The following is a 23,163-nucleotide window of genomic DNA, read 5'->3' as shown; positions in this document are numbered from 1 at the left end:
CTTTTTCTATTATACCAATTTTTACAAGTTTTCATGTCGAAAAATCACAACGAAGCATAAAAACAGTCGATTTTCAGCGGATTGCCTTTACCTTTTACCCCTTACCTCTTACCTGTTTTTATATAAGTTCACATGTTCTGCCGAACACAACGAAGCATAAAAACAGAATCGTGGCGGCTGCTCACAATAATGTTTTTGCTGCTCACGGCTCACGGCTCACGGCTCACTGTTTTTATATAAGTTCACATGTTCTGCCGAACACAACGAAGCATGAAAACAGAATCGTGGCGGCTGCTCACAATAATGTTTTTGCTGCTCACGGCTTACGGCTCACGGCTCACGGCTCACTGTTTTTATACAAGATTAAATCAAACCCGGCGTCCGAGAGAGGTAGGGGAAACCTGCGTCCCTGCCCGGATGCTTCCTTCATGCTCTAAGGTGATTTTTTCACTGAGGACTACTGGTGCCGTCTTTGTTTTTTAGGGCGGCCGCAAAGATCAGGCCACAGGCCGGGGTGAAGTGCAAAAGCAGGCGATCAATCGTTGCCCGCACATAAAGGGGAAATTCCGCCGGCGAGGTGGGGGCCAGGGCATAGCCCAGAGCGACGGCGGCCAGATTGCCAGCGCTCAGGAGCGCCAAAAACAGTGTGGGTGTGCGCCCTATCCCCCAACCCGATAAGACGAAACTTGCACAGATAGTCGGCCAGAGGAGGCCGAAATAAGGAATCCAGATGAGGGCCTTGATCAATTGCCAGGTGCCCTGAAATAGCTGCTGCGGGTAGAAGCCGCCCAGATGATCCACCCCTGCCGTCATACCGTGCCGAGCGATAAACCAGTTCCAGGGGAGAGTAAAAAGCCAGCCTCCCAGTCCCATGAGAGCCAGGCTGAACATTTTCCTGGGCCATTGTGGCGGCCGCAGCCAGAGGAGGGTGAGGCCAGCGGCCAGGAGAATGATCAACATTAGGGGCCAGCCCTCGTATTTGCACCAGGACAGGCCACCGCTCATACAGATAATCAGCCCGAGACCGCCGGCTGGCAATTGATCCTGGAGCCAGAGATAGAGCAGTCCTGCCACCGCCAGATGGTAATAGGTCAGTGCCAGATCGGCGTAGGCAAGAAAGAGGTGCGTTACCAGGGTTGCCCCATTAAGCGCCAAGAAAGCCGTGGCTCCTAAAGCCATCGACCGTCGGACCTCCAAGCGCCGCAGTAAACTATAAAACAACAGAAAAATAGCGCCTCCCCAACACGGGAAAACCGCCCTGACCACATAATCCGAGACGCCGCCGAACCAGTAATAGAGATAGGCCATCAGGAGTGGAACGAGATTAGGATAGTAGTTATGCGCTTCGAACCTGGTCAGCTCTATCTTTTGGCCCAGATAAAAGGCCTTGGCCTTCAGTCCCCAGGTCGACAGGGCATCCCACTCCCACAGCGGATAGAGGGTAGCCCGCAGGAAACCGAAGGCCAGAACGCCGATGAGGAGAAGCAACCCAACCTGTTCAAACCGCGAGAAATTCGCCCCCCGCCCCAACGTCAGGATGTTCTTTCCTAAAACATATAGACCCCGACAATCATCTTGGACCCAGCCCCGGCGCCAGGCGCAATAGACTGCCGGTACCGCCAGTACCAGCCAGGGTCCGGCAATCTTACCGACGGAAAAAGGCACCTGAATGAGGGAGAGCAACAGCATCCACCAGGTGAGACCCAAACATCCCAAGCCAAAGGCCAGGCTGAGGCGTTCCAGGGAATTAAAAAGAGAACGGGGCGGCAGGAGCCATACCAACAGGGTGTAGCCGGCGATCTCCAGAGAGCTGAGTCCGATCACCGTACCTAAAACTAGCCTCATAGTTTCAGTCATAAAAACCGCCGATTAATCTCCGGGCGTCTACGGTAAACGCCGCCGTGGCACCGGACTGCGGCAGAGGTTGGAAAACCGGCTCTTTGGGGTTGGATAAGAACCGCCAGTATGGAGACGGATTGCATTCCCGCAGGATGAGGAAATTGGCCTGTGCCCAGTGCAGCCGCTCATACAGGAAGGAAGGTGTAACGGTGGGTTTGAGGCGTACGAGCCGCCGAGGATAGAGATGATAACGGGCCTGAATATCTATCCCGGCCTCATAGCAGTCAACAAAACCATATGCCCCCTCAGGTGGTATGATTTTTTTCAGTTCCTGGAACCACCGGTAAGAATTGTCCTCCTGCCGAATGGCCTCACCTACCCGACCTGTAGCCAACCGACCCGCTAGATCAGCTACTTCCGGGGCGAAATGCCAGGCCAGCCACCCCAATTGGCCGATCCAGAGCCAGACGATGATGGTAAACAGCGATATCCTTTTCCAGGCCACAGCGCCGGCCACCTCAATCCCAGAATCGGAAACGGATGATATAATATAGGGCCGCAATCCCATCTCGCCAGGTGATCTTTTTACCTTCGCTGTAATCCCGGCCGTCGTAGGAGATGGGCACTTCGTAGACCCGGCAGCGTTTGCGGGCAATCTTGGCCGTCAACTCGGGCTCCACCCCGAATCTTTCCGATCTTATCTTGATATCATTGATAATTTCAGCTTTAAAGACCTTGTAGCAGGTTTCCATATCGGTTAGATTGAGGTTGGTCATCATGTTGGATATAGTCGTTACTACCTTGTTGCCCACATAATGCCAGAAGAACAGGACCCGGTGGGGGGCAGCGCCGATCAGGCGACTGCCGAAGACCACATCCGCCAGTCCCTTTTCTATCGGTGCCAGAAGTTCCGGGTAATCGATCGGGTTATATTCTAGATCTGCATCCTGAATGATGACAATATCTCCCGAAACCTTACTGAAACCGGTGCGCAGAGCCGCCCCCTTGCCCTGGTTGCGGTCATGGTAAAAGGCCCGGATGTTATCGGCCTCCACAGCCAGTTGCTGTAAGATGTCGCGCGACCCGTCGGTGGAGGCATCGTCCACGATAATCAGTTCCTTCTCATAGGGGGTAGCCTGAACCCGGCGGACGATCTCTGCCAATGTTGCTTTTTCATTATAGACCGGAATAACGATGCTTAATTTCATTGTTAAATCAAAACCTTTCATATTCAGTGTTCGTTTCGGGCAACGAGATCCCTGAAACGTTTCATCAACCGGTAAATTTCGATTATCTTACCGTGTCTGTCAAGCGTATTAAGGATTTCCTCTTGACAGCCAGATTTACGCTATGGTAATGACTCATAAGTCCATAAGCGCAGCCTCCCGATGACAAATAGGATCACCCTGCCCGAAACCGATGATGGTCTGAATGTTTGAGGCAGGTATGAAGAGGAGGTATGCCAACGAGGTTGCCTGACTCCTGATCTCTTTATTTCATTCAAGTTTTCATGACTTACAATCACCCGAAAGCATGAAAAAACTATCTTTGGATTTTGCCATGTTCCTGTAATCGGAAACAAACCACCTTGTATAAAAACAGTGAGCCGTGAGCCGTGAGCAGCAAAAAAATTATTGTGAGCAGCCGCCACGATTCTGTTTTTATGCTTCGTTGTGTTCTTGAGAACATGTGGACTTATATAAAAACAGAATGTATTTGTAGGGTGGGCAATGCCCACTACGCCACTACGCCTTTACGCCTCTGTTTTTATGCTTCGTTGTGTTCTTGAGAACATGTGGACTTATATCATACAGCCAATCGGCTAATTACAGTATTTCTGAGATTTTCAGCTTTTTTTCCGTGATTGCAAGGGATTTTCATGAGACGCCTGTTTATCTTTTTTATATTGTGTTGTCTGATAACCGCATCTGCTTCCCTGAGCGCCGATGGCTCTTCAGCCAGCGGCCAACCCTTGACTTTAGGGGAGGCCTTTCAATTGGCCTGGAAGGAAAATGCCAACCTCAAGTTAAGCCGTCTGCAGGAGCTGATTGCCGAACAGGAGCGCGTCCGCGCCCGCTCCGGTTTTTTGCCAAAGATCAAAGCCGACGCCTTCCAACAGAAATATGACATGCAACGGAAATATACCTTTCAGGGCAGCCAACCTTTTTACTTTTTAAATCGGAATTATTGGGAAAGCAATATCGTGGCGGAACAGACGCTGTTTGATTTCAGCGCCACCCCATCGCGGTATAAAAAAGCGGTTTTGGGCAAGGAGGCCGCCCGCCTGGATACCGAGACCACCAGAGACGACATCTTCTTCCTGGTGGCGCAGATGTACTTTCAGGTCCTGCGCACCGAAAAATTAAAGATCATTGCCGAGCAAGAGGTCGTGCAGTTGAGTAATCACCTTAAGATTGCCAAGGACCTCTATGAATTCGGCATCGTGACCCATAACGATGTCTTGCAGGCTGAGGTAGCCCTGGCCGATGCCCGACAGAAACTGATTATTGCTAAGAATGCCATAATTAACACGCAATCATCGCTCAATAAGCTCCTCGGTCTGCCCATTCACAACCCTCTCGTCCTGAAAGAGGAGACAGGCATTACCGTTCCGGGAGTAAATCTGGAGGATGCCACCCAGTTGGCCCTGCAAAATCGCAGTGACCTGAAGGCCGCCGACCGCCGGGTGCAACAGGGGGAAAAGGGCATTACCGAAGCCCGGTCCGGACATTTTCCCCGGTTTTACGCCGCTGCCGGGCAGTATTACCAGCAGAATAAATTCTCTCTCCACGATACCCAATGGTATGCCATTCTGGGCTTGAACTGGAATATTTTCTCCGGTTTTGACACCAAGGCCCAGGTAGCTCAGGCCCAGGAGCGCCTGAATCAGTTAATTGTGCAAAAAAATGATCTTGGCGAGCAGGTAAAACTCGAAGTGCAAAACGCCTATCTGGGGCTCAAGGAGACTGCGGAACGTATTGCTGTCACCAAAGGAGCGGTCAAACAGGGTGAGGAAAATCTGCGTTTAAACGAGGAACGCTACAAAGAACAGGTTGGCACTGCCACCGAAGTCATTGATGCCCAGACTCTGCTTACCCAGACCCGAGTCAATTATAATAACGCCGTCTATGATCACCAGGTGCAAAAGGCCCAGATGCTTCGAGCCCTCGGCAGAATTAACGAACTGCCTCCCCAACCCGGCAATCCAACCCAGGAGCCGAAGTAGCGTCTTATCGCACACGTTATCAGCTCAGAAAATAACCTACTGGCTTTTTGGCCCTTGTCAGGCTGGCGATAAATATTTATATTTAAGGGTGACGATACATTTTAAAACAATATCGGCTTATCATGCATCGGGTGAAGGAGGAAGATTATGCCGACCTACGAGTATCGCTGTGAGAAATGCGGTAAAGCATTCTCCCTCATTATGAGCATCAGAGAACGGGAAACCGCCAAAATCGTCTGTCCTTACTGCGGTGCCGATGACGTCACCCAACTATTAAGCGCGTGCATTACCAAAACCTCCCGGAAAAGTTAGTTCTGCCCCACTTTACCCGCTATTGCGGGCGCCACTGCTCGACCCTCACCCCCTGAGAGTCGATCCTAAGAGTAACCGCCCCTTGGCGGGTAACATATGTGTGTACCCCGGGCATTCCAGAAGACGCCAAACCTGCAGTCGCAGTTTCCGGTCCGGTTGCCACCACGATCTTCGGACGGAGGAGGAGCAGGCCGTCTTGCCAAAAATCGTGGTGCAATTCAGAGCCGGGAAGAATCCAGACATCCGTTCCCACCAACCATGACAAGGGGCATTGCTGCCGCCATTGAGTGGTCAGCGGCGGGGCCACCAGGATGTTGTGTCCCTGGTATGCTAAACGCAGCAATACCGGTCCATTCGGTCGCATCTGGTTGTCCTCTCGAAGCTGACTAGTCTGAACCTGAGCCCCACCAATATCAAGAGTCATAGGTCTTAAAGAGAGGTTTTGCACCTCTCGCCGATCATCTCCCAATCTATTTTTCAGCTTCCAAAAATCCGGGATAAGGGGACGGCCACCCCCATACCAGAATTGTTTCACCTGGAAGTCCTTGGCTACCGCTAACAAGGTGCCAGCGTTCTCTTTGGTCACCGTCAGAGCCGCCAGGCAATCCACTGTCCTGATCTGGCGCCAGTGGAGATAAGAAAGCAGCGCTGCATTAAAGCGGGCCGGATAATCCCGAAAGCCCGGTTCCCCGGCATTAATTACCAGCACTACCGCGCCCGGCAGGGTTGCCGCCACCGCTATTTCCCGGTAAGTGTCCAACGCCGTAATTTCCAGGTGGGGCTTCCTGAGATCTGACAGGCTGGTCCAAATCAAGGAGCCGGTCAGTAGCAAGACTCCCAGGGAGGTCCCGATCCATCGCCAAGGCTGCTGCTTAAGTCCCAACAGACTGATCAACGTCAGGAAATAGGCCGCGGTCTGCCAAGGCGTAGGCGAAGGCAGGGGCAGTACCACTCCGGGCCAGGAGGAGGCCCACTCAATCGCCCTTAGGGTTGTCTCCAGGAAGAACCGTCCCAACCACAGCATCCCCGCAGCGCAAGGAAGCGGTAAAAAAGATGTCAGGAGAGCAATAAAACCGAGCGGTAGGACTACTCCTCCGATCAGAGGAATCGCCAGGAGGTTGATCACGATACCATAGGTTGGCGCCTGATGGAAAGAGGCAACAACAATCGGCAGAGTCGCAAGGGTTGCCGCTACCGAGGTTGACAAAGCCCGTCCACTCCACAAGATGATTTTTTTGATGATAGTTGGCGGCTCCTCTCGGTTCACAATCAACTTCTGCCATGGCCACAGCAACTTGGGGGAGAGATAGATTAGACCCCAGACCGAGAGGAAAGAGAGTTGAAAGGAGAGGGAATAGAACTGTAGCGGCGAGGTCATTAAAATAATGAAGGCGGCCAGGGCCAGGATACTATAAAGGTCACGGTGGCGGTCCAACAACAGTAAAATTAAGAAAGCCACGATCATTAAGGCGGATCGCTGGGTGGCCGCCGACCATCCGGCCAGCCAGGCATAGACTAGCACCGGCGGAATAGAGAATGCCACCGACCACTTGATGGCATTGAGGTGCTGTAAGAGCCAGGCGGAGCGCCGCAGCAGCCAGAAAATCAGGCAGAAGCAGAAACCGCTGATTAACCCGAGGTGCAGTCCGGAAACCGAGATAACGTGGCTGGTGCCGGTGCGGCCCAAGGCCTGCCACAGTGGCCGGCTGATTTCACTCTGGTCTCCCAAGAGCAGAGCTTTATATACCGCCCTGGCGGGTTGTGGCTGCTTATCCAGCAATCCTCGGCAATATGCTTGCGCCGCTTCCCGCCAGGAAACTGACCAGGAAACCGAAGCGCGGCTCGCCAGTCGAACCGGCTGCAGATCATTGCAGAGGCTGGCGCTGGTAAAAATCCCCTGCCGGGCCAAGGCTACCCGCCGGCGGCTGGAGCCGGGGTTTAACAGCTCCTCCACCGGTCGGAGCCTGAGGCGCATGGCCACCCGAGCTCCGGGGACCAAGGCCGGTGCCTCGGTCAGACCCTGTACCAAAATTTTCCCTTCGGCAGGCTGCCAAGCGCCGCCAGCCGACCAGGAAGAAGCCTTCAATTCTAACCGATAACCTTCAATGGCTTTGGCAGGTTGACTTTGCATTATGCCAATAATGGTAAGTGGTACGTTCTGTGGCAGGAAACGGACGTGGCAGGGGGGGTGGGCCGGTTCCAAGGCGGCCTGATAAAACCCCTGTCCCAGGAGCCAGAACAAGGCCAGGCCGATTGTTCCACTGACCGACAGGCGGCGCCAGCAGCAGATGACCAGAAGCAGGATCAGGGCGGCAACTAGAGTGGACGTCCAGACCTTGGGCAGGGTTAGACCAAGCGCCGGAGAGGCGATGCCCGCAGTCAGGGCCAGAGTTAAGGATGCCAGGGGGCGAGACCACAGCACCCCTGGCATCATGATTCGTGGCGGATAGGAATCGTTATCTTTGCAGGAGGTTTGAAATCAGGGCCTGGCTCCGGAGAGGTGTCCGCCTTTTGACTTAATGTCTGGAGACGGTCCCGCATATGTAAGATGACCTCAATACCGGCTAGATTAACACCCAGTTCCTGGCGTAGTTGGACAATCACCCGCAACCGTTCAATCTGGGATATGGTATAATAACGTTCGCTGCCACAACGCATCGATGAGATCAACCCCTCCCGCTCATATAGGCGAATTGCCTGGGGATGCACTCCTAAGGTAGTAGCGACGATCTGGAGTGAATAATAACGTTTTTCAGTCTGAAGCATAGGGCGCTCCGGTTAGTCGGAAGATGTCTCTGATGAGCCTAAGCCAAAATCCTTTAACCAATGTCTATTATCCGGCTTCAGCGGCAAGAGAGTCTTTCAAGGATTGAAAAAGCTCCTTGGCTTTGGGGCTCAGTTGCTTCGGGATGGTCACATGAACCTCCACGTATTGATCCCCGGTCCTGGCCCCACCGGTTCCAACTCCTTTGCCTTTCAGCCGGAATCGCTGCCCGTTTTGGGTGCCGGGCGGGATGGTCAGGGAGACCGTTTTATCCAAGGTCGGGACGGTGATCTTGCCCCCCAGGACGGCGTCAAAAAGGGATAGGGTCGTTTTATAATAGATATCGCGTCCCTGGCGGGTGAATTGCGGATGTGGCCGGACAGAAATGATCAGGAAAAGATCGCCTGCCGGACCGCCGTTGAGTCCGGGATTACCTTTGCCAGCCAGCCGCAGCTTGGTTCCCTGGTCGACGCCGGGAGGTATCTTTACCTCAACGGTCTCGGATCCTAGCACCACCCCCCGTCCCCCGCATCGGCGGCAACTCTGCTGACCCGTCCGGCCGGTACCCTGACAGGCGGCACAGTTGATCAGCATACGAACGTTGTCGACCTTCTTCTCCACTACCCCCCGACCGCCACAGGCCGGGCAGACCTGTCCGGCATATTCATAGCCCGATCCCTTGCATCCGGGGCAGATGATCTGCTTCTCCAGGGTGATAGTTTTGTGGGTGCCCCGGACGGCCTCCAAAAAATCGATCTCGAGTGCATAGGCCAGATCCTCCCCTGGCGTCGGTCCGCCATATGCCGCACCCCCGCCGAAGAAGTCCCGAAAGATGTCGCTGAAATCGCGGCCCGTAAAGGCCTCTTCATAACCGCGGGCGGCCTCTGGAGTAGCATAGTAGGCCGCCGCCCCCATCTGGTCATACTGCGTCCGTTTCTCCGGGTTGGCAAGGATGTCATAGGCGGCGGAAATCTCTTTAAACTTCTTTTCCGCTTCCTTATTGTCCGGATTAACGTCTGGGTGGTACTTACGGGCTAATTTACGGTAGGCTTTTTTGATCTCGGCGTCGCTGGCATCCCGCGCCACCCCTAAGATTTCATAGGCATCCCTTTCAAGCACCGGCAATCTCCAACAGGGAAGATATGAACCAGAACCCTTGGAACAGTTCTAATTCATTATGTAGAGTAGGAAAATTAGAACGTCCTGTCAAGTACGGACTGATTTGAATGCCCTCCTAACGCCATTTCTCCTTGCTGCGCCTAAAGGAAGTTCTCGGGTAAGGGCCAAAGCAGCAGTAGCAAAGCATGACGCCAAACCATGGGTGGAACAATAATTGCAATCTAAGAAGTTGGGAAAAGAGAAAAGTTGAATTCAATATAATTAAGCCTCCCCATTTCCGCAGGTGCGACCGCTCGAAAGGGGGGCACGTGAGGTTGTCAGGTTTACACGTAGAACAGTCACGTTAGAAAGGAAAGGTATGGGTCGTTATTACCTGGACGGAAGGAAAGACGTGAACTTTCCGGACGAGTTCGGTCGGAATCTCTGCAACCCGGGAGAGGCTGAAACGCCAGAGTTTCCCGGATGGCAGCCTGGATCACTGCCGCCTTTTTGCGGTTATGTAACACCGCAGTGGTTCGGTCCTTTTTTGCTTTCCCCGTTTCCTCGAAAGGTACGAGGCCGGTGTTAACAGACGTTCAGGCCCTTATTTCATATTTACCTTTGTTGACCAGGGCTTAGAGTTTCGGTTATACCTGGTATTTGAGACAATACAGCCGCAAGTTGGCTGAACCGGCTGGTCAGGTTCAACCTTTGCAAGGCGGAGCCATGCTTTTCTGCAGAGGTAGAGCATTGATTAGTAAACTTATGGTATTCGCAAATTGAAAAAAATTTTTTTTGGGTGGGATTTGTGCTATAGTTCATATTGCAAGACGGTTTGGCTTCAAAAAGCGGAACCTAATCGGCATTAATCGGGGGGAAAGTTTACCCAGACCGTATTTGGGTTACAATGGCCAGGACTACCGCTCAATCTTGGTTCCGAAGAAGAGTGTCGATTGGCAGGAAATTCGCTTGAGAAGTTGCGAGTTTTGCCGCACGATGCAACCTGTCAAATGACTGGTTGGTATTGATGGGTTAATCTTTGTAAAAATAGGAGAAAAATGAGATGGCTGTAACTTTTCCCAAAATCGGCAACCAGGTGATAGCCAAGGTAATTGGAATGCAAAATGATTGCACCATTGGCATGAAGGTTGGCGACGAATTTGAACTGTCGGTGCACCAATGTGGCAATTTCTGTGGTTACTTTTATCACAACCTGTTTAACTGGGTGACAACATTACAATTTGGTGGGACATTCCCGCTCTTTGAGAACCCCGACATCCAGGTTTGGGACTGTCCGAATGCAAAAAACAGGGTACAGGTTGAATTGAAAAGGATTAAAAGATAATCGTTGTTTTTAGGTACGGGGATCGGCGAGTTAGCTTGCCGATCCTGGCAGATATGGTGTTATTGCTTCATACTTATTATCAAAAGTCCTCAAGTTCTCAGGAACACAACGAAATATGAAAGAATGACTGGTAGCTTAGGTCTCCCAACCTGTGCAACAATCATTTTCCAGCGGCGGGAGGAGGCGCGGGCCACTGACCGCTGTAGTTTCTTAGTAATGCGAAGGGCGGGAGGCGCTTCGCTTTCCCGCCCACATTCTGTTTTTGGGGATTTTGGTTGCCAGGAGGAGACCGGCCTTCGTGCCTGCCCCGAAATAATTGCCCTGAGGCAACCACAGGGGCTTGCCTCTATCTGATATGAACCTGATCAGGGCAATGCAAAGAAACAGCCTTGGAGCTCAGAGAGCCCCAGGGCTTTTTGGTCTCTTCGACAGACGGGTTACCAGCCGAAGGTCAGGAAATCATGGATCGAGTTGGAGGCTACCCGGCCAGCGCCAGCGGCCAGGATGACAGTGGCGGCGCCGGTAACGATGTCGCCGCCAGCCCAGACCCGGGGTTTCATGGTCTTGCCGGTTTTGGGGTCTGCCACGATGTTGCCCCACTTATTCAAAGCCAGACCCGGCGTGCTCTTGGTCAGGAGCGGGTTGGCGCTCGAACCGATAGAGATGACCGCAGTATCGATCTCCACCATAAATTCCGAACCTTTTATTTCAATGGGGCGGCGGCGGCCGGAGGCATCGGGTTCGCCCAGTTCCATGCGCCGACATTCCACCCCGGTGAGAAAGCCGTCATCAGTCCCGGTGAACCGCACCGGTGCGGAGAGCAGCATGAATTCCACCCCTTCCTGTTCGGCGTGGTGGATTTCTTCTTTCCGGGCCGGCAGTTCCTCCCGACCACGACGGTAGATGATATACGACTTTTCGGCGCCCATGCGCAGAGCAGTACGGGCGGAGTCCATGGCCACGTTGCCACCGCCGAAGGTGGCCACTCTCTTCCCCCGAACCAACGGGGTGTCATAGTTGGGAAAGTCGTACGCCTTCATCAGGTTGGAGCGGGTCAGATACTCATTGGAGGAATAGACCCCGATATAGTGCTCCCCGGGTACTTTCAAGAACATCGGCAGCCCGGCGCCGACTCCCAGGAATACCACGTCAAACCGTTCCAGCAGCTCATCCACGGTCTCGGAGCGGCCGATGACGGCATTGACCTCAAAATTGACACCCAGTCTCTCCAGGTATCTGCATTCCGAGGCGACAATGGCCTTGGGAAGCCTAAATTCAGGGATGCCGTAGATCAAAACGCCGCCCGGAGCATGCAGGGCCTCGAAAATAGTGACATCGTGGCCTTTCAGGATCAGGTCACCCGCTACCGTGAGACCGGAGGGGCCGGAGCCGACTACGGCCACCTTTTTACCGGTGGGGGCGGCTTTGGGGGGCAGGACATCCCGGCCATGGTTGCGCTGATAGTCGGCGGCAAATTTCTCCAGGTTGCCGATGGCCACCGGCTGATCCTTCTTGCCCAAGACGCATAGTCCTTCACACTGCACTTCTTGCGGACAGACCCGGCCGCAGACAGCCGGCAGGGCGTTCTTTTCCCAGAGCTTGCGGATGGCGCCTTCAAAATCACCTTCTTTGATACACTTGATAAAGGCCGGGATATCGACCTCAACCGGACAGCCTTGGCGACAGCGGGGGTCCTTGCACTGGATGCAGCGCGACGCCTCTTTCATGGCCTGTTCCGGGGTATAGCCGAGGGGAACCTCATCAAAATTATGCCGCCGTACATCTGCGGGCTGCTCCGGCATCTGTTGCCGGGGGATTTTTTCTTTCTTGGGTGCTTCAGGAGCTTTGGTTTCTTCTGCCATGATTCTATCCTCCAATTAACTGAGCTGGCTGCCGATTAATTTAACTGCCGCAAGAACATTTGTGGGCCGATTTAAACATATCGTACGAAAGTTTTTCTTCCGGCAGATAGGACCGCAGCCGGAGATTGAGCTCATCAAAGTCTACCTGGTGGCCGTCAAATTCGGGGCCGTCCACGCAGGCGAACTTCATCTCACCGCCGACCCTGACCCGGCAGCAGCCGCACATACCGGTGCCATCCACCATAATGGGGTTGAGGCTCACCAGCGTCTTGACATTAAATCCCTTGGTGACATTGCAACAGGCGCGCATCATGGGCACCGGGCCGATACAGACGGCCAAACCGATGTCTTTGTTGTTTTCGAGGACTTCCTTTAGTTTGTCGGTGACGAATCCATGGTGGCCATAGGTTCCGTCATCGGTGCAGATCAAGAGTTCATGGGAAGCGGCCCGCATGCGGTCCTCCATGATGAGCAGATCCTTGGACCGTGACCCGATGACTGCGAAGACGTGGTTGCCGATGTTTTTCAGGCCCCGAGTAATGGGGTGCAGAACGGCAATGCCGGTGCCGCCGCCGACGCATACCACTTTTCCTACTTTCTCCAGATGGGTGGCCGCACCCAACGGACCGATGACGTCCCGGTAGGAATCACCCACCTGCAGCGTCTTAAAGAGCGCCGTGCTCTTGCCCACTACCATATAGATGACATTGATCAGACCCTTCTCAGGGTCGGTGTCCGCCATGGTCAGCGGGATGCGCTCCCCCGTCTCGTTGGCGCGCAGGATGACAAACTGCCCCGGCTTGGCCTTGACGGCGATCTTGGGGGCCTTGATCCAGTTGCTGACAATAGTCCCCTGGGCCAATTCCTGACGTTCCACTATTTCAAACATAGATCCTCTCCTCGATTGATAATTATTACCCTTATCCGATAAGCCTCTGGAGGCCCTAAAACCTAAACCTCCCTTAATATCACTTTTAATCTAGGTTTCTATCACGCTATGAGGAAAAGATGCAAGTGATAATTATCACAAAAACTCCGCCGGAAGAAAATTATTGGTTATCGGAGATCAACGGAGAACCGAAGGCAAATGTGCAGGTCTCCCGAAAAATTCGTATGTCATTTTTCATTAATGAGGGCTATAATCTTTACACCTAAAATGTTACCGGAGGTCAACCGCAAATGATTAAATGGCTAACCATAGTCTTGATGGTAATCTTACTGCCCTTATTTTTCGGAAGTGTTCAAGGATGGTCCCAGACGATGCAAGTCCGCCAGGATATGGGAAAGATGTTTCAGGCTATGGATAAAAACCAGGACGGTAAGGTCACTAAAGAAGAGTACAGGTCCGTCTGGCCAGAGAAATATGCAGGTGAGGAGAATTTTCGGTTTTTTGATAAAAATGGCGACGGGGCCCTGACTCAGGATGAATTCTTGCATCCCTCAGGGACCATGGAACAACCGGGGATGCAAACCCGACCGCAAAGAAACCGCTAACCCCGAGCCCCGACGCCGATCATCGAACCTGCACGGAGGTTCAAACCTATAATCGCTCACACGTGGTCAGTGTGACCAGGTCTCTATAGCCGCAGTGCAGGCAGACAATGATTTCGTGAGTGGTCTTATCAAAGCTGCTGCTGAAATAACTGACCGCGGCGCCGTAGCAGAGCTGCCGCTGGCCACAGCGGGGACATGCGGTGTTAATTTTATGGACGTAGCGCATGGCCAGGTTCTCAATCAGGTCAGCAGCGGTTTTGAGGAATTTTTTTACTTCTACCGGGGAGAGGTTGTGCCGAAATGACTCCATGACGCTATTATACCACCAAAACAACCGGCGGCAAGCATACATAGTCAGTCGGGCATACGTACGTGCCGCCGTCTTTTCCCTTTGCATAAAAACAGCGCTTAAAGACGGCGGGCGCGGCCCGCCCTATGAGTTAATTGCCGAGGCACAGGCCAGGAGGCCTATGCCACCAATTATTCTTTCATGTTTCGTTGTGTTCACCAGAACATGCAAAATTGTATGAAGAAGATCCGACGCTCAGAATTACAACCAGGTATTATCTTTTCACTTTTTCGCAGATGAGTTTGCCATAATCCTGGCAGGCCTTCAACCCCTCCTTGGAGGTCAGCTTATCCTCCAACAGGTTGAAAGAGCCGGCATCTAGGTTCATCTTAAAAACGTAGAAATCGTCGATTACCATTAAATGAGGTGAATTATGGGACGCAGTGCCATACATCCCGGGGAACATCTTGCTGAACAACTTGAAGAGTTGGACATGAGCGCGGCTGAATTGGCGCGCCAGCTTAATGTGCCCACAAACCGCATAACCGAAATCCTGAACGGCCAGCGGGCTGTAACCGGGGACACGGCCTTGCGACTATGGCATTTTTTCGGAACCAGTCCGGAATTCAGGCTGAACCTTCAAAAGCTCTATGAGTTGCGGCTTGCGAAACAAAAATCTGGCGAAATAATTAAGAGTTTACCGACGCTTGCCAAGCCGGTAAAGAAACTAAATGAAGATTTGCAACCGGCCTGAGCATGAAGAGTTTTCTGGCCATCTAAGGAACTTTCAAGGATCATCTTAATTCACCCCCCTGGGAATCATCTTAAATCACCCCTTTTGAGCTCCATCGGGACAATCTGAGAAGTTACCAGGACAATTTTTTTCCTGTTTCCCAAGGTTTTTCAGATTGCCGCAACCACATAAATTTTTCTTCACAGACCCACTTCGGCGGGCCGACAAATTTTTCGATCTGATGAGCTGAGAAACCAGAGGACCGCCTCTCCCTTTACCTGATTATAAACCTTCAACTCTCACCCTCACATAGGCGTTTATCCAGTTCCGGTCAGGCGGTATCGGCTCCAAGCCGTAGTTAACAGAAAAAGTCCGGCCAGCAGGATGACGATAGTCGCTCCGGAAGGGAGATCAATCAGGTAGGAAAATCCCAGCCCCCCCAGGGTAGAGCCGATGGCGGTGCCGGTCGAGACCAGGATCATGCTGCGGATTTGGGTCGTCAAGTTGCGAGCCACCGCTGCCGGAATCACCAATAAGGCCGAGACGAGGACAATCCCTACCAGATAAATGGAGGCAATAATCACCAAGGCCAGCGCCGCCAGAAACAGGTAGCGCAGGGCCTTGACCGGAGCCCCGCACACCCAGGCCATTTCTTCATCAAAACTGATGAAGACCAATTCTTTGAAAAAAAACCAGATAAAAAACAGGACAACTGCAGCCACGCCGGCCACCTGGTGGAGTTGGGTCCTACCGACGGACAGGATATTGCCAAACAGCACGCCGAAGACATCCACGTTATATGTCCGGGAAAGGTGCAGGAACACTACCCCGAGAGCCATCGCGGCGGCGAAGAAAATGCCGATGGCGGTATCCTCCTCGATCTTCCCCCGACTCTGGACCCACTCTATGAGAAAGGCCACTAAAATGGCAAAGATCAAGCCGGTCCAGAAGGGATCTACTTGCAACAGGAAGCCCAGGGCAACGCCGCCGAATGCTGAATGGGAAATGCCGGCACCTACAAAGGCCATGCGCCGCAGGACGATGAAGACCGACAACATCCCGCAGACGAGGCTCACCAACAGCCCGGCCAGCAGGGCATTGTGCATAAACCCCAGGCCCAGGATCTCACTCATCGTGCACCCTTACCACCCGGTGGGGGATCTCCCCATGAAACAGATATTCCACGCTGCAGCCAAAGGTCTGCTCCAGCCCCAGACGCCCGATCGGCGGCGGCTGGTGCACATACACGCGTCGGTTGAGACAGATAATATCACCGACGTGTTCCGAGACGACACCGATATCATGGGACACCATAATTACTGTCAGCTCCATCTGCTCCTGTAGACGGTGAATCAGGTCATAGAGTTCATCCTGGGCGCAGGCATCCAGCGAAATAGTGGGTTCGTCCAAAATCAGCAGGCTCGGCTCAACGCTCAAGGCGCGGGCGATGAACACTCGCTGTTGTTCGCCCCCCGATAGCTCGCCGATGGCAGCATTGGCCCGAGACGCCATGCCCACCTGCTCCAATATTGACAGGGCAATCTCCTTATCGCGGCGGGCCGGCCGCCGGCCCAAACCCAACAGACCATAGCGCCCCATCAACACCACGTCCAGCACAGACACCGGAAAGGTGGGATTGCTTAACGGCCGTTGCGGCAGATACCCCACCAGGTGCTTGCTCCGGCGAAGTCTATCCGGCGTTTCACCGAAAACCAGAACCTTTCCGGTAGTTGGTTTGATCAACCCTAAAATAACCTTGATGAACGTACTCTTGCCGGACCCGTTGGGTCCCAACACCCCTACAAAACTGCCGGTCTTGATCTCCAGGGAAATATCTTCCAGGATGAAACGGTGGTTATACCGCACGCTGAGATCACGGATCTGAATGGCAACCTCGGTCATCGAAGCTCACTCCATGGCCTGGGCCATAGTTTCGAGATTGTATTGCATCAACTTGAGATAATTTTCCCCGTACGGGAGACGCCCCCCGATGGGGTCCAGCATTAAAACCTTGACTCCGGTATCCCTGGCAATCGCCTGGGCCAGGCGCGGACTGAACTGGGGTTCGGAAAAAATAACTCTAATACCGTAGCATTTGATGGCCTGTACGATGCCAGCCAAGGCCCGCGGCGTGGGCTCGCGACCCGGAGCCGCCTCCAGCACACCCACTTCCCGCAGTTGGTAACGGCGGGCAAAATAGGAGAACGAAGGATGAAAACCGATATATTCCTTGATGCGAAATGCGGCCGTACGGGTGGCAATGCGTTCATGCAGGGCCGCCAGCTCTGCTACATAATGATTCAGATTCGCTTCGTAAAAGGTTCGATGAGGTGGGTCAACCTGAGCCAGGATGGCGGCAATACGCCGACAGGTGTCCTGCACCAGGATCGGATCGAGCCAGATATGTGGATTACCGACCTCCGCCGCATGTGAGGTTCTCTGAGAATTGCTCTCCCTAACTCCTTGTTTGGCCTTCCCATAATCCCCGGATTGATGGTGTCCGGTCTCGCCAACCTCAAGACCCGCAAGTTGTTTAGGAACCTCCTGTATGAGCTCAATCCCCTGGGCGGCCTCCACCAGGGCTGGTTTATGGTCACCGAGGGCAGCCAAAAATCTGTCGACCCAGGGTTCCAATCCGGCCCCATTGTACACCAGGACCTTGGCCTGCGCCAGATTTGCCAGGACCCCGGGCGAAGGCTCAAAACTATGCGGGCTGGCCCCGGGCGGAATGAATACCTCCACGTCCACCCGATCCCCGCCGATCTGACGGCAAAAATCGGCTAAAGGCACGATGCTGGCAACCACTCGTACCTTTGCCACCTGGCACAGAACCGGGTTAACTGGCAGAAAACCAAGCGTCAGTAACAAACCTATGCAGCCGAACCATACACCTCGTGGTCTCATGCATCCATACCTCTAGATGGCCCTTCGGCCCGGGTCGTCAAAAAGGGAATCCAGTGTCATTCTGCTTTTATTGCAGCGCCCTGCTTCCGGCAACTCATGCGGCAGCGGTTACTGCCTGTTCCCAACCACCTCTTGCAGTACTTTGCTCAGTTCTATAATGCGATACGGCTTGGTGACAACTCCCTTAAACCCATATTCTCGGAAGTTGGCCATGATCGGATCATCGGCATAGCCGCTGGAAACTATAGCTTTTATGCGGGGATCTAGCCGCAGCAGCTCATTAATGGCACCCTTTCCTCCCATGCCGCCGGGGATGGTTAAGTCCAATATCACCGCATCGAAGGCCGCCCCGGATTGCTGGGCCGCGCCAAACTGTTCAATGGCTTCCTGGCCATCCCGGGCGAACACCGCCTGATATCCGAGATAGTGCAACATCTTGCCTAAAATCTCCCGCACCATTTCCTCGTCATCCATCACCAGAATCCTGCCCTCACCTTTGACCACCTGTCCGTTGCCCTCGGTCGGCTTGACAATCTTTTCGGTTACCGCCGGGAGATAGACCTCAAAAGCAGTTCCGAGGCCCAGCGTCGACTCCACGGCGATATGACCTTTATGGGCCTTAATGATTGAATAGACCGTGGCCAGGCCCAGGCCGCTTCCCATCTGCTTGGTGGTGAAGTAAGGGTCGAAGATGCGGGTGAGATACTCTGTGGGTATACCCATTCCTCGATCTTGAACAGTTATTTTAACATATTTTCCGGGATTGAGAGGCAAGTTGGACCCAATTTCGACTATGATATTTTCTCCCAAAATCTTTACTGCTCCCCCCATGGGCATGGCTTGCACGGCATTGATCACCAGATTTTGAAAGACTTGACCGAGTTGGCCAGCATCTGCGTGTACCATCCAGAGGTTTTCGGGCAGGTCATATTCGCATACCACCTGTGATCCGCGACAGGCAAAAGATGCGGTTTCTCTGATAAGATTGGCCACCGAGAGCAGTTCCATTATCGGAGAGCCGCCTTTGGCAAAGGTAAGGAGTTGATGTGCCAGGGCCTTGGCCTGTAAACAGGCCCTCTCGGCGTCGGTCAACCTTTCGCCTTCGTCCCGTTCAAGTTTGGCCAGGCTGATGTTGCCCAGGATGGCGGTGAGGATATTATTGAAGTCGTGGGCGATGCCGCCCGCCAGAGTGGCCAGGGATTCCAATTTGCTGGAGCGTAACCGATCCTCCTGCGCTCTCCGGCGTTCGGTAATATCGAGATGGGTGCCGCAGGCCCGCATTGGCCTCCCCTCGGCATCCCGTTCAATGACCTTGCCTTTATCGAGTATCCAGACCCAAGATCCGGATTTATGCTGCATACGAAACTCGGCTTCATAAAAAGGGGTCTTCCCCTCCCGGTGGGCGTTCAGCACTTCCATAACCACAGGCAGGTCTTCAGGATGGACCAGTTTCTCCCAGGATTTCACCTGGGGTTCGATCTCCTCCAGCCGATAGCCCAGCATCTCTGCCCAGCGTTCGTTGAACGTCACTGCTTCGGTCTGGCAGTTCCAATCCCAGGTTCCCAAGCCGGCGCCTTCGAGAGCCAATTCCAGACTTTCCCGGGCGACCTGCAGCGCCGCCTCCGCCTGTTTACGTGCGGTGATGTCTTCCATGATTGCCACACCACCTAGCACACTGCCCTCTGAAGAAAGTATCGGCTGGAAAATCGCCCTTACCGTTGTTAGCTTGCCGCCGGTCACCGAAAGATAGTTGTCTTCATAATAGCCCACCTCGCCTCTGAGCGAGGCCGCCGCCGCCTGCCGCATCTTGTCATCGCGCAACTGCCGGATCATATTGAAACCGATGAAATACTCCTTGGAGGCGCCGATAATCTCCTCAAACTTTTGATTACACTCAGTAACGGTGCTCGTTCGATCATAGTGCATAATCCCGATAGGGGCCTTTTCAAAGACCAACCGGAACTTTTCTTCACTCTCCCGCAGCGCCTGTTCGGCCGCCTTGCGGAGCGATATATCCCGGCAGACGCAGAATACCAACTTCTGCCCGCCTATCACGGCCCCGTTGGTACTGATTTCGACGTCCAGCAGGGTGCCGTCTTTGCGTCGGTGACGGGTCTCGAAGTGATCGCCGGACGCATCGACGCACCGGATCTGCTCCAACAACTCCTCCCGGCTCCATTGATCGTCCCAATCCCAGATGTAAAGCTGGCGAACCTCTTCGGGGGAATATCCCAACATCTCGGCATAGCGTCGGTTGGCTTCGTAAACCCGGCCGTTTTGGTCCAGGACGACGATCCCATCCCTGGACTCTTCCACCAGCAGGCGCCGCCGGATGGCTTCCTCCTCCAGGGCCTGCTCGGCCTGCATGCGTTCAGTAATGTCCCGAGAGACCTCTACTACTGCCTGAGGCCGTCCATCCGCATGTCGACCTGCCACACTGGCGGTGCACCAGAAATACCTTGTCCGGTCGTCGATGGTGATTACCGGGGCAGACTGCTCATGTATCCGCCCATCCTGGAAAACCTGAGCTACCACACAGGGTTCACAGGGCTCATCCTGTCGGCGATAGCACTGGTAGCACTTTCGCCCCACCAGGTTGGGTCCGAAGAGGCGTTCGGCCACCGCATTGGCCCAGAGGATATTGTAATTCCGGTCTATCATACTCATGTTATCCGTAACCGACTGGACAATACCAGCCAGTCTCTCTTCACTCTCCCGCAGGGCCTGCTCCGCCTCCTTGCTGGCGGTGATATCATCATAGACTCCCAACACCCCCAAGACCTCGCCGTCAACCGTTGCCAGCGGGACTTTACTGGTTCTCAGCCAGATCTTTTCCCCGGTAGGGGTAGTCTGCGGCTCAATGATATCCTTTTTAGGATGGCGAGTTTCCATGACCTGGCGGTCATCTGCCCGGTAGAGTTCCGCCTGCTCCCGCCAGCCCATCACAAAGTCGTCTTTGCCCAGAAGCTGTTGCGGGTAACTGAAACCGGCATCACGCGCGAACAAGGTATTGCAGCCCAGGTAACGGAGATTTTTATCCTTCCAAAAGACTCTGACAGGCGCCGACTCGATAATCAGATGCAGCATATTGCGGGACTGGGCCAACTGCCCGGTAGTCTCCTGCAATTCACGGTAACTTTTGTGTAATTTTTCCTCTGCCCGCCTGCGCTCCGATTCAGCCAGGTCCAGGGTTGAGCCCAAACTCTGTCCGGCGATGGTCACCAGTCCTCCGGTAATAAGGGCAAAGCACAAGGCCAATAAGACCGTTCCCAAAGCATAGTTATGAAAAACCATGGGCAGAAGATCGTTCAACAGGCCCTGCAACAAAACCGCTCCAACCGTTAAGGGGAGGAAAACCCGCAGTAGCCTGGCCCGGATGGATGATCCCAGCAACAGCCGCAGCGGCCAGACTTCAAGACCGGTTCCGACCATTAATCCGAGACCCAGCAGCAGGAAGGCGCATGACACACTCAAGGGCATGGGGATAATGTCAGTGCCATACAGCAGCGGGGTGCCGAAGAGGTAACTCACGACCCCGGTAAAACCTGCAAAGGCCACCAAGGTACCTAAAAAACCACCCAGGCTCCGGCCGATGTTCTGCTCCTGTCGCCCCCAAATGAGTCGCAGGCTGATCCCTGCCAGAAAAAAGATAAGACCGCTGACCGGAGACATGCGGTTCGTAAACACTTCCCCAAACTTTCGGGTGGCGGGAAACAAAACCTCCTCAAAGCTCAGATCTACCCCGATGAAGAGCTCTAGAAAATTTAACAGGCCATAAACCGCGACCAGCACCGCCCCTAGACCAATCCATGACGGCAACACTTTTAAGGTTCGGAGGAATAACAGGACGCCCAAAAGCAGAAAAGAGACCGCAGTGCTCGGGGCCATGGAAATGTAATCTGGAAAAACGCTGGCCCAAAACTGCACCTCAAAAAACCAGCTCACCAAACCGGAGATGGCAAACCCTACCACTCCGGCACTCCAGATCACTGCCCACCATCCGCAAGAACCCGCTGGCAGGGCGTTTCGAGGAATTCTCATCACGTCCTCCTAAGCCCACGATTAGGTATCGTCCTAGTCGTCGGGACAAACCCCGTGATTGCCCTGTTTTGATTGCTTCGGGGTAGGCGCGGAAGCCTGCTCTTACTGAATCTCTATGACCGCGCCAACCCCGCTCTCAATAAAATCAGGTCCCCACAACTGCCGAAACAATTCTCTGGCTTCTTCCCCGGTGCAGTGGCTGGGAGCAACGCGTTTCACTCCCAATGCCTTCAGTTCCGCCCCAATTCGCCGCAGTTCGCTCGGAGACTCCCCTTTAAGATGAAAACCGCCCATCAGTACGTACACCTCTTCCTTGAGCCACTGCTTGACTCGGCTCACTATCTGGGCGACCCCGGGATGGGCACAGCCGGTAACAATGACCAGACCTTTGGGAGTCTGAATGATCAAACTCTGCTCTATGATCCAGGAACCGAGCTCGCCTGTGGTATAAACATGGTCAAAAACCTTCTGCGGCGCCGCAACTTCCCGGAACTCTCCCCCTAAAGCGGTAATAGACTCTTTCACAGACGCCGGGAACGATGCCGGAAGATAGACAACGACCTTGGGATTCTGCTGCAAAAAGGCCTGGAGACCCCCGATATGATCACCATGGACATGGGAAAGAAAAACGGCATCCACTTTTTGCGGATTAAACCCGATCTTCCTCATATTGCCTAACAGGATATTCCCATCCGCTCCGGTGTCAAAAAGAATTACCTTGGACATTCCCTCAATTATACATGAGAATCCCCAAGCGGTATTGAGTTGTTTGGAGTACTGAACGTTATCAAAGACAACCCTGATGCGCAGAAACGGTGACATGGCTTCCCCCCTCATAGAAGAACTCAGCATGACAACAAGTATTATTAGGACCACACAATATATCTTTCGGATGCGAAATAGCATGTGTAAGTTCTCTACCTGTTAATTTAATCACTGCTCAGGTTTAATAGCAAATAAATTACCAAACGAATAAGGGCCTCTTGCAAAAAGTCTGATTTTGTCATCCTGAACGAGGTGAAGGATCTTAACTTCCAAGAAACGTTAGATTCTTCGCTGCGTTCAGAATGACAAGGAAGCAAAAAAGGGAATTTTGCAGGAGTCTCAAAGAAGAATTGGGTTTCAAGTTCCGTAATACTTCAGTTGCTTGAGGCGAATGCAAGTGGGGCGAATACAAGATTCACCCCTATCGGACGAGCCTGCCGGTGTGGCAGTGTCGTAGGGCGGAAAAGCGGAGCGTATCCCGCTCTCTGGAA

19 protein-coding genes are annotated in these 23,163 nt (G+C 53.4%); 5 read left to right on the top strand and 14 right to left on the bottom strand.

The genetic code is table 11. The features are described from left to right. Window positions 1-447 precede the first annotated feature (447 nt). The 3 genes from DESAC_RS00795 to DESAC_RS00785 are packed head-to-tail and all read right to left on the bottom strand — an operon-like array spanning window position 448 to window position 3,047. Window positions 448-1,857, bottom strand: coding sequence for a glycosyltransferase family protein (locus DESAC_RS00795; protein ID WP_013705170.1), 1,410 nt, complete (start codon window positions 1,855-1,857; stop codon window positions 448-450). Beyond that, complete coding sequence (locus tag DESAC_RS00790; RefSeq protein WP_148231154.1) at window positions 1,850-2,344, bottom strand: hypothetical protein; 495 nt, start codon at window positions 2,342-2,344, stop codon at window positions 1,850-1,852. Before DESAC_RS00790 ends, DESAC_RS00795 begins: the two co-directional genes overlap by 8 nt. A gap of 13 nt (window positions 2,345-2,357) precedes the next feature. Beyond that, a complete protein-coding gene (locus DESAC_RS00785) occupies window positions 2,358-3,047 on the bottom strand; it encodes a glycosyltransferase family 2 protein (RefSeq protein ID WP_041283717.1) in 690 nt (229 codons plus the stop codon). Window positions 3,048-3,718: 671 nt separating this feature from the next. Here DESAC_RS00785 and DESAC_RS00780 point away from each other — a divergent pair. Together DESAC_RS00780 and DESAC_RS15585 are read left to right on the top strand one after the other, a co-directional pair. Beyond that, window positions 3,719-5,065, top strand: coding sequence for a TolC family protein (locus DESAC_RS00780; protein WP_013705167.1), 1,347 nt, complete (start codon window positions 3,719-3,721; stop codon window positions 5,063-5,065). 147 nt (window positions 5,066-5,212) lie between these two features. Further along, window positions 5,213-5,377: an FmdB family zinc ribbon protein gene (locus tag DESAC_RS15585; protein WP_013705166.1), complete on the top strand. Its 165-nt coding sequence runs from the start codon at window positions 5,213-5,215 to the stop codon at window positions 5,375-5,377. Between the two features lie 19 nt (window positions 5,378-5,396). Here DESAC_RS15585 and DESAC_RS00770 read toward each other — a convergent pair whose 3' ends face one another. The 3 genes from DESAC_RS00770 to dnaJ all read right to left on the bottom strand — a co-directional run bounded on the left by DESAC_RS00770 (window position 5,397) and on the right by dnaJ (window position 9,260). Then, window positions 5,397-7,799: a ComEC/Rec2 family competence protein gene (locus DESAC_RS00770; protein WP_169311477.1), complete on the bottom strand. Its 2,403-nt coding sequence runs from the start codon at window positions 7,797-7,799 to the stop codon at window positions 5,397-5,399. 8 nt (window positions 7,800-7,807) lie between these two features. Further along, a complete protein-coding gene (locus DESAC_RS00765; protein ID WP_013705164.1) occupies window positions 7,808-8,143 on the bottom strand; it encodes a MerR family transcriptional regulator in 336 nt (111 codons plus the stop codon). A 67-nt stretch (window positions 8,144-8,210) separates the two neighbouring features. After that, a complete protein-coding gene (gene dnaJ, locus DESAC_RS00760) occupies window positions 8,211-9,260 on the bottom strand; it encodes a molecular chaperone DnaJ (RefSeq protein ID WP_013705163.1) in 1,050 nt (349 codons plus the stop codon). 1,042 nt (window positions 9,261-10,302) lie between these two features. Between dnaJ and DESAC_RS00755 the strand changes: the two genes are divergently transcribed. After that, window positions 10,303-10,584, top strand: a complete 282-nt coding sequence (locus DESAC_RS00755; protein WP_013705162.1) for a TIGR04076 family protein — start codon at window positions 10,303-10,305, stop codon at window positions 10,582-10,584. A gap of 437 nt (window positions 10,585-11,021) precedes the next feature. Here DESAC_RS00755 and gltA read toward each other — a convergent pair whose 3' ends face one another. Then, on the bottom strand, window positions 11,022-12,446 hold the full coding sequence (gene gltA, locus DESAC_RS00750) for an NADPH-dependent glutamate synthase (RefSeq protein ID WP_013705161.1): 1,425 nt from the start codon (window positions 12,444-12,446) through the stop codon (window positions 11,022-11,024). Window positions 12,447-12,486: 40 nt separating this feature from the next. Beyond that, the gene (locus DESAC_RS00745) at window positions 12,487-13,335 is read right to left on the bottom strand and encodes a sulfide/dihydroorotate dehydrogenase-like FAD/NAD-binding protein (RefSeq protein WP_013705160.1); all 849 of its coding nucleotides are present in this window, start codon (window positions 13,333-13,335) and stop codon (window positions 12,487-12,489) included. A 290-nt stretch (window positions 13,336-13,625) separates the two neighbouring features. On the opposite strand from DESAC_RS00745, the gene DESAC_RS00740 reads away from it, so the two are divergent. Beyond that, the gene (locus DESAC_RS00740; protein ID WP_013705158.1) at window positions 13,626-13,940 is read left to right on the top strand and encodes an EF-hand domain-containing protein; all 315 of its coding nucleotides are present in this window, start codon (window positions 13,626-13,628) and stop codon (window positions 13,938-13,940) included. Between the two features lie 46 nt (window positions 13,941-13,986). Here DESAC_RS00740 and DESAC_RS00735 read toward each other — a convergent pair whose 3' ends face one another. Further along, complete coding sequence (locus DESAC_RS00735) at window positions 13,987-14,337, bottom strand: hypothetical protein (RefSeq protein WP_013705157.1); 351 nt, start codon at window positions 14,335-14,337, stop codon at window positions 13,987-13,989. 325 nt (window positions 14,338-14,662) lie between these two features. Between DESAC_RS00735 and DESAC_RS00730 the strand changes: the two genes are divergently transcribed. Next, complete coding sequence (locus tag DESAC_RS00730; protein WP_013705155.1) at window positions 14,663-14,983, top strand: HigA family addiction module antitoxin; 321 nt, start codon at window positions 14,663-14,665, stop codon at window positions 14,981-14,983. A gap of 296 nt (window positions 14,984-15,279) precedes the next feature. Here the strand turns inward: DESAC_RS00730 and DESAC_RS00725 are convergent, their stop codons facing one another. The 5 genes from DESAC_RS00725 to DESAC_RS00705 form a co-directional block, all read right to left on the bottom strand. Further along, on the bottom strand, window positions 15,280-16,095 hold the full coding sequence (locus DESAC_RS00725) for a metal ABC transporter permease (protein ID WP_013705154.1): 816 nt from the start codon (window positions 16,093-16,095) through the stop codon (window positions 15,280-15,282). Next, window positions 16,088-16,864: a metal ABC transporter ATP-binding protein gene (locus DESAC_RS00720; RefSeq protein ID WP_013705153.1), complete on the bottom strand. Its 777-nt coding sequence runs from the start codon at window positions 16,862-16,864 to the stop codon at window positions 16,088-16,090. Before DESAC_RS00720 ends, DESAC_RS00725 begins: the two co-directional genes overlap by 8 nt. Window positions 16,865-16,870: 6 nt before the next feature. After that, window positions 16,871-17,782, bottom strand: a complete 912-nt coding sequence (locus DESAC_RS00715; RefSeq protein WP_169311476.1) for a metal ABC transporter substrate-binding protein — start codon at window positions 17,780-17,782, stop codon at window positions 16,871-16,873. Window positions 17,783-17,974: 192 nt separating this feature from the next. Then, window positions 17,975-21,907, bottom strand: coding sequence for a PAS domain-containing hybrid sensor histidine kinase/response regulator (locus DESAC_RS14860; protein WP_013705151.1), 3,933 nt, complete (start codon window positions 21,905-21,907; stop codon window positions 17,975-17,977). 102 nt (window positions 21,908-22,009) lie between these two features. Then, window positions 22,010-22,729, bottom strand: coding sequence for an MBL fold metallo-hydrolase (locus DESAC_RS00705; RefSeq protein WP_041283712.1), 720 nt, complete (start codon window positions 22,727-22,729; stop codon window positions 22,010-22,012). Between the last annotated feature and the right edge of the window lie 434 nt (window positions 22,730-23,163).

The sequence above is a fragment of the Desulfobacca acetoxidans DSM 11109 genome (assembly GCF_000195295.1).
Lineage (GTDB): Bacteria > Desulfobacterota > Desulfobaccia > Desulfobaccales > Desulfobaccaceae > Desulfobacca > Desulfobacca acetoxidans.
Note: the sequence above shows the minus strand (reverse complement) of the source record. Positions and strands in the feature narration are given on the sequence as shown.

Bases quoted from the DNA above. Each gene is read 5' to 3' on its own strand.
- DESAC_RS00730 (WP_013705155.1), top strand. From the start codon at position 14,663: ATGGGACGCAGTGCCATACATCCCGGGGAACATCTTGCTGAACAACTT.
- DESAC_RS00725 (WP_013705154.1), bottom strand. From the start codon at position 16,095: ATGAGTGAGATCCTGGGCCTGGGGTTTATGCACAATGCCCTGCTGGCC.
- DESAC_RS00795 (WP_013705170.1), bottom strand. From the start codon at position 1,857: ATGACTGAAACTATGAGGCTAGTTTTAGGTACGGTGATCGGACTCAGC.
- DESAC_RS00785 (WP_041283717.1), bottom strand. From the start codon at position 3,047: ATGAAATTAAGCATCGTTATTCCGGTCTATAATGAAAAAGCAACATTG.
- DESAC_RS15585 (WP_013705166.1), top strand. From the start codon at position 5,213: ATGCCGACCTACGAGTATCGCTGTGAGAAATGCGGTAAAGCATTCTCC.
- DESAC_RS00755 (WP_013705162.1), top strand. From the start codon at position 10,303: ATGGCTGTAACTTTTCCCAAAATCGGCAACCAGGTGATAGCCAAGGTA.
- DESAC_RS00705 (WP_041283712.1), bottom strand. From the start codon at position 22,729: ATGTCACCGTTTCTGCGCATCAGGGTTGTCTTTGATAACGTTCAGTAC.
- DESAC_RS00735 (WP_013705157.1), bottom strand. From the start codon at position 14,337: ATGCAAAGGGAAAAGACGGCGGCACGTACGTATGCCCGACTGACTATG.
- gltA (WP_013705161.1), bottom strand. From the start codon at position 12,446: ATGGCAGAAGAAACCAAAGCTCCTGAAGCACCCAAGAAAGAAAAAATC.
- DESAC_RS14860 (WP_013705151.1), bottom strand. From the start codon at position 21,907: ATGAGAATTCCTCGAAACGCCCTGCCAGCGGGTTCTTGCGGATGGTGG.
- DESAC_RS00720 (WP_013705153.1), bottom strand. From the start codon at position 16,864: ATGACCGAGGTTGCCATTCAGATCCGTGATCTCAGCGTGCGGTATAAC.
- DESAC_RS00740 (WP_013705158.1), top strand. From the start codon at position 13,626: ATGATTAAATGGCTAACCATAGTCTTGATGGTAATCTTACTGCCCTTA.
- DESAC_RS00765 (WP_013705164.1), bottom strand. From the start codon at position 8,143: ATGCTTCAGACTGAAAAACGTTATTATTCACTCCAGATCGTCGCTACT.
- DESAC_RS00780 (WP_013705167.1), top strand. From the start codon at position 3,719: ATGAGACGCCTGTTTATCTTTTTTATATTGTGTTGTCTGATAACCGCA.
- DESAC_RS00745 (WP_013705160.1), bottom strand. From the start codon at position 13,335: ATGTTTGAAATAGTGGAACGTCAGGAATTGGCCCAGGGGACTATTGTC.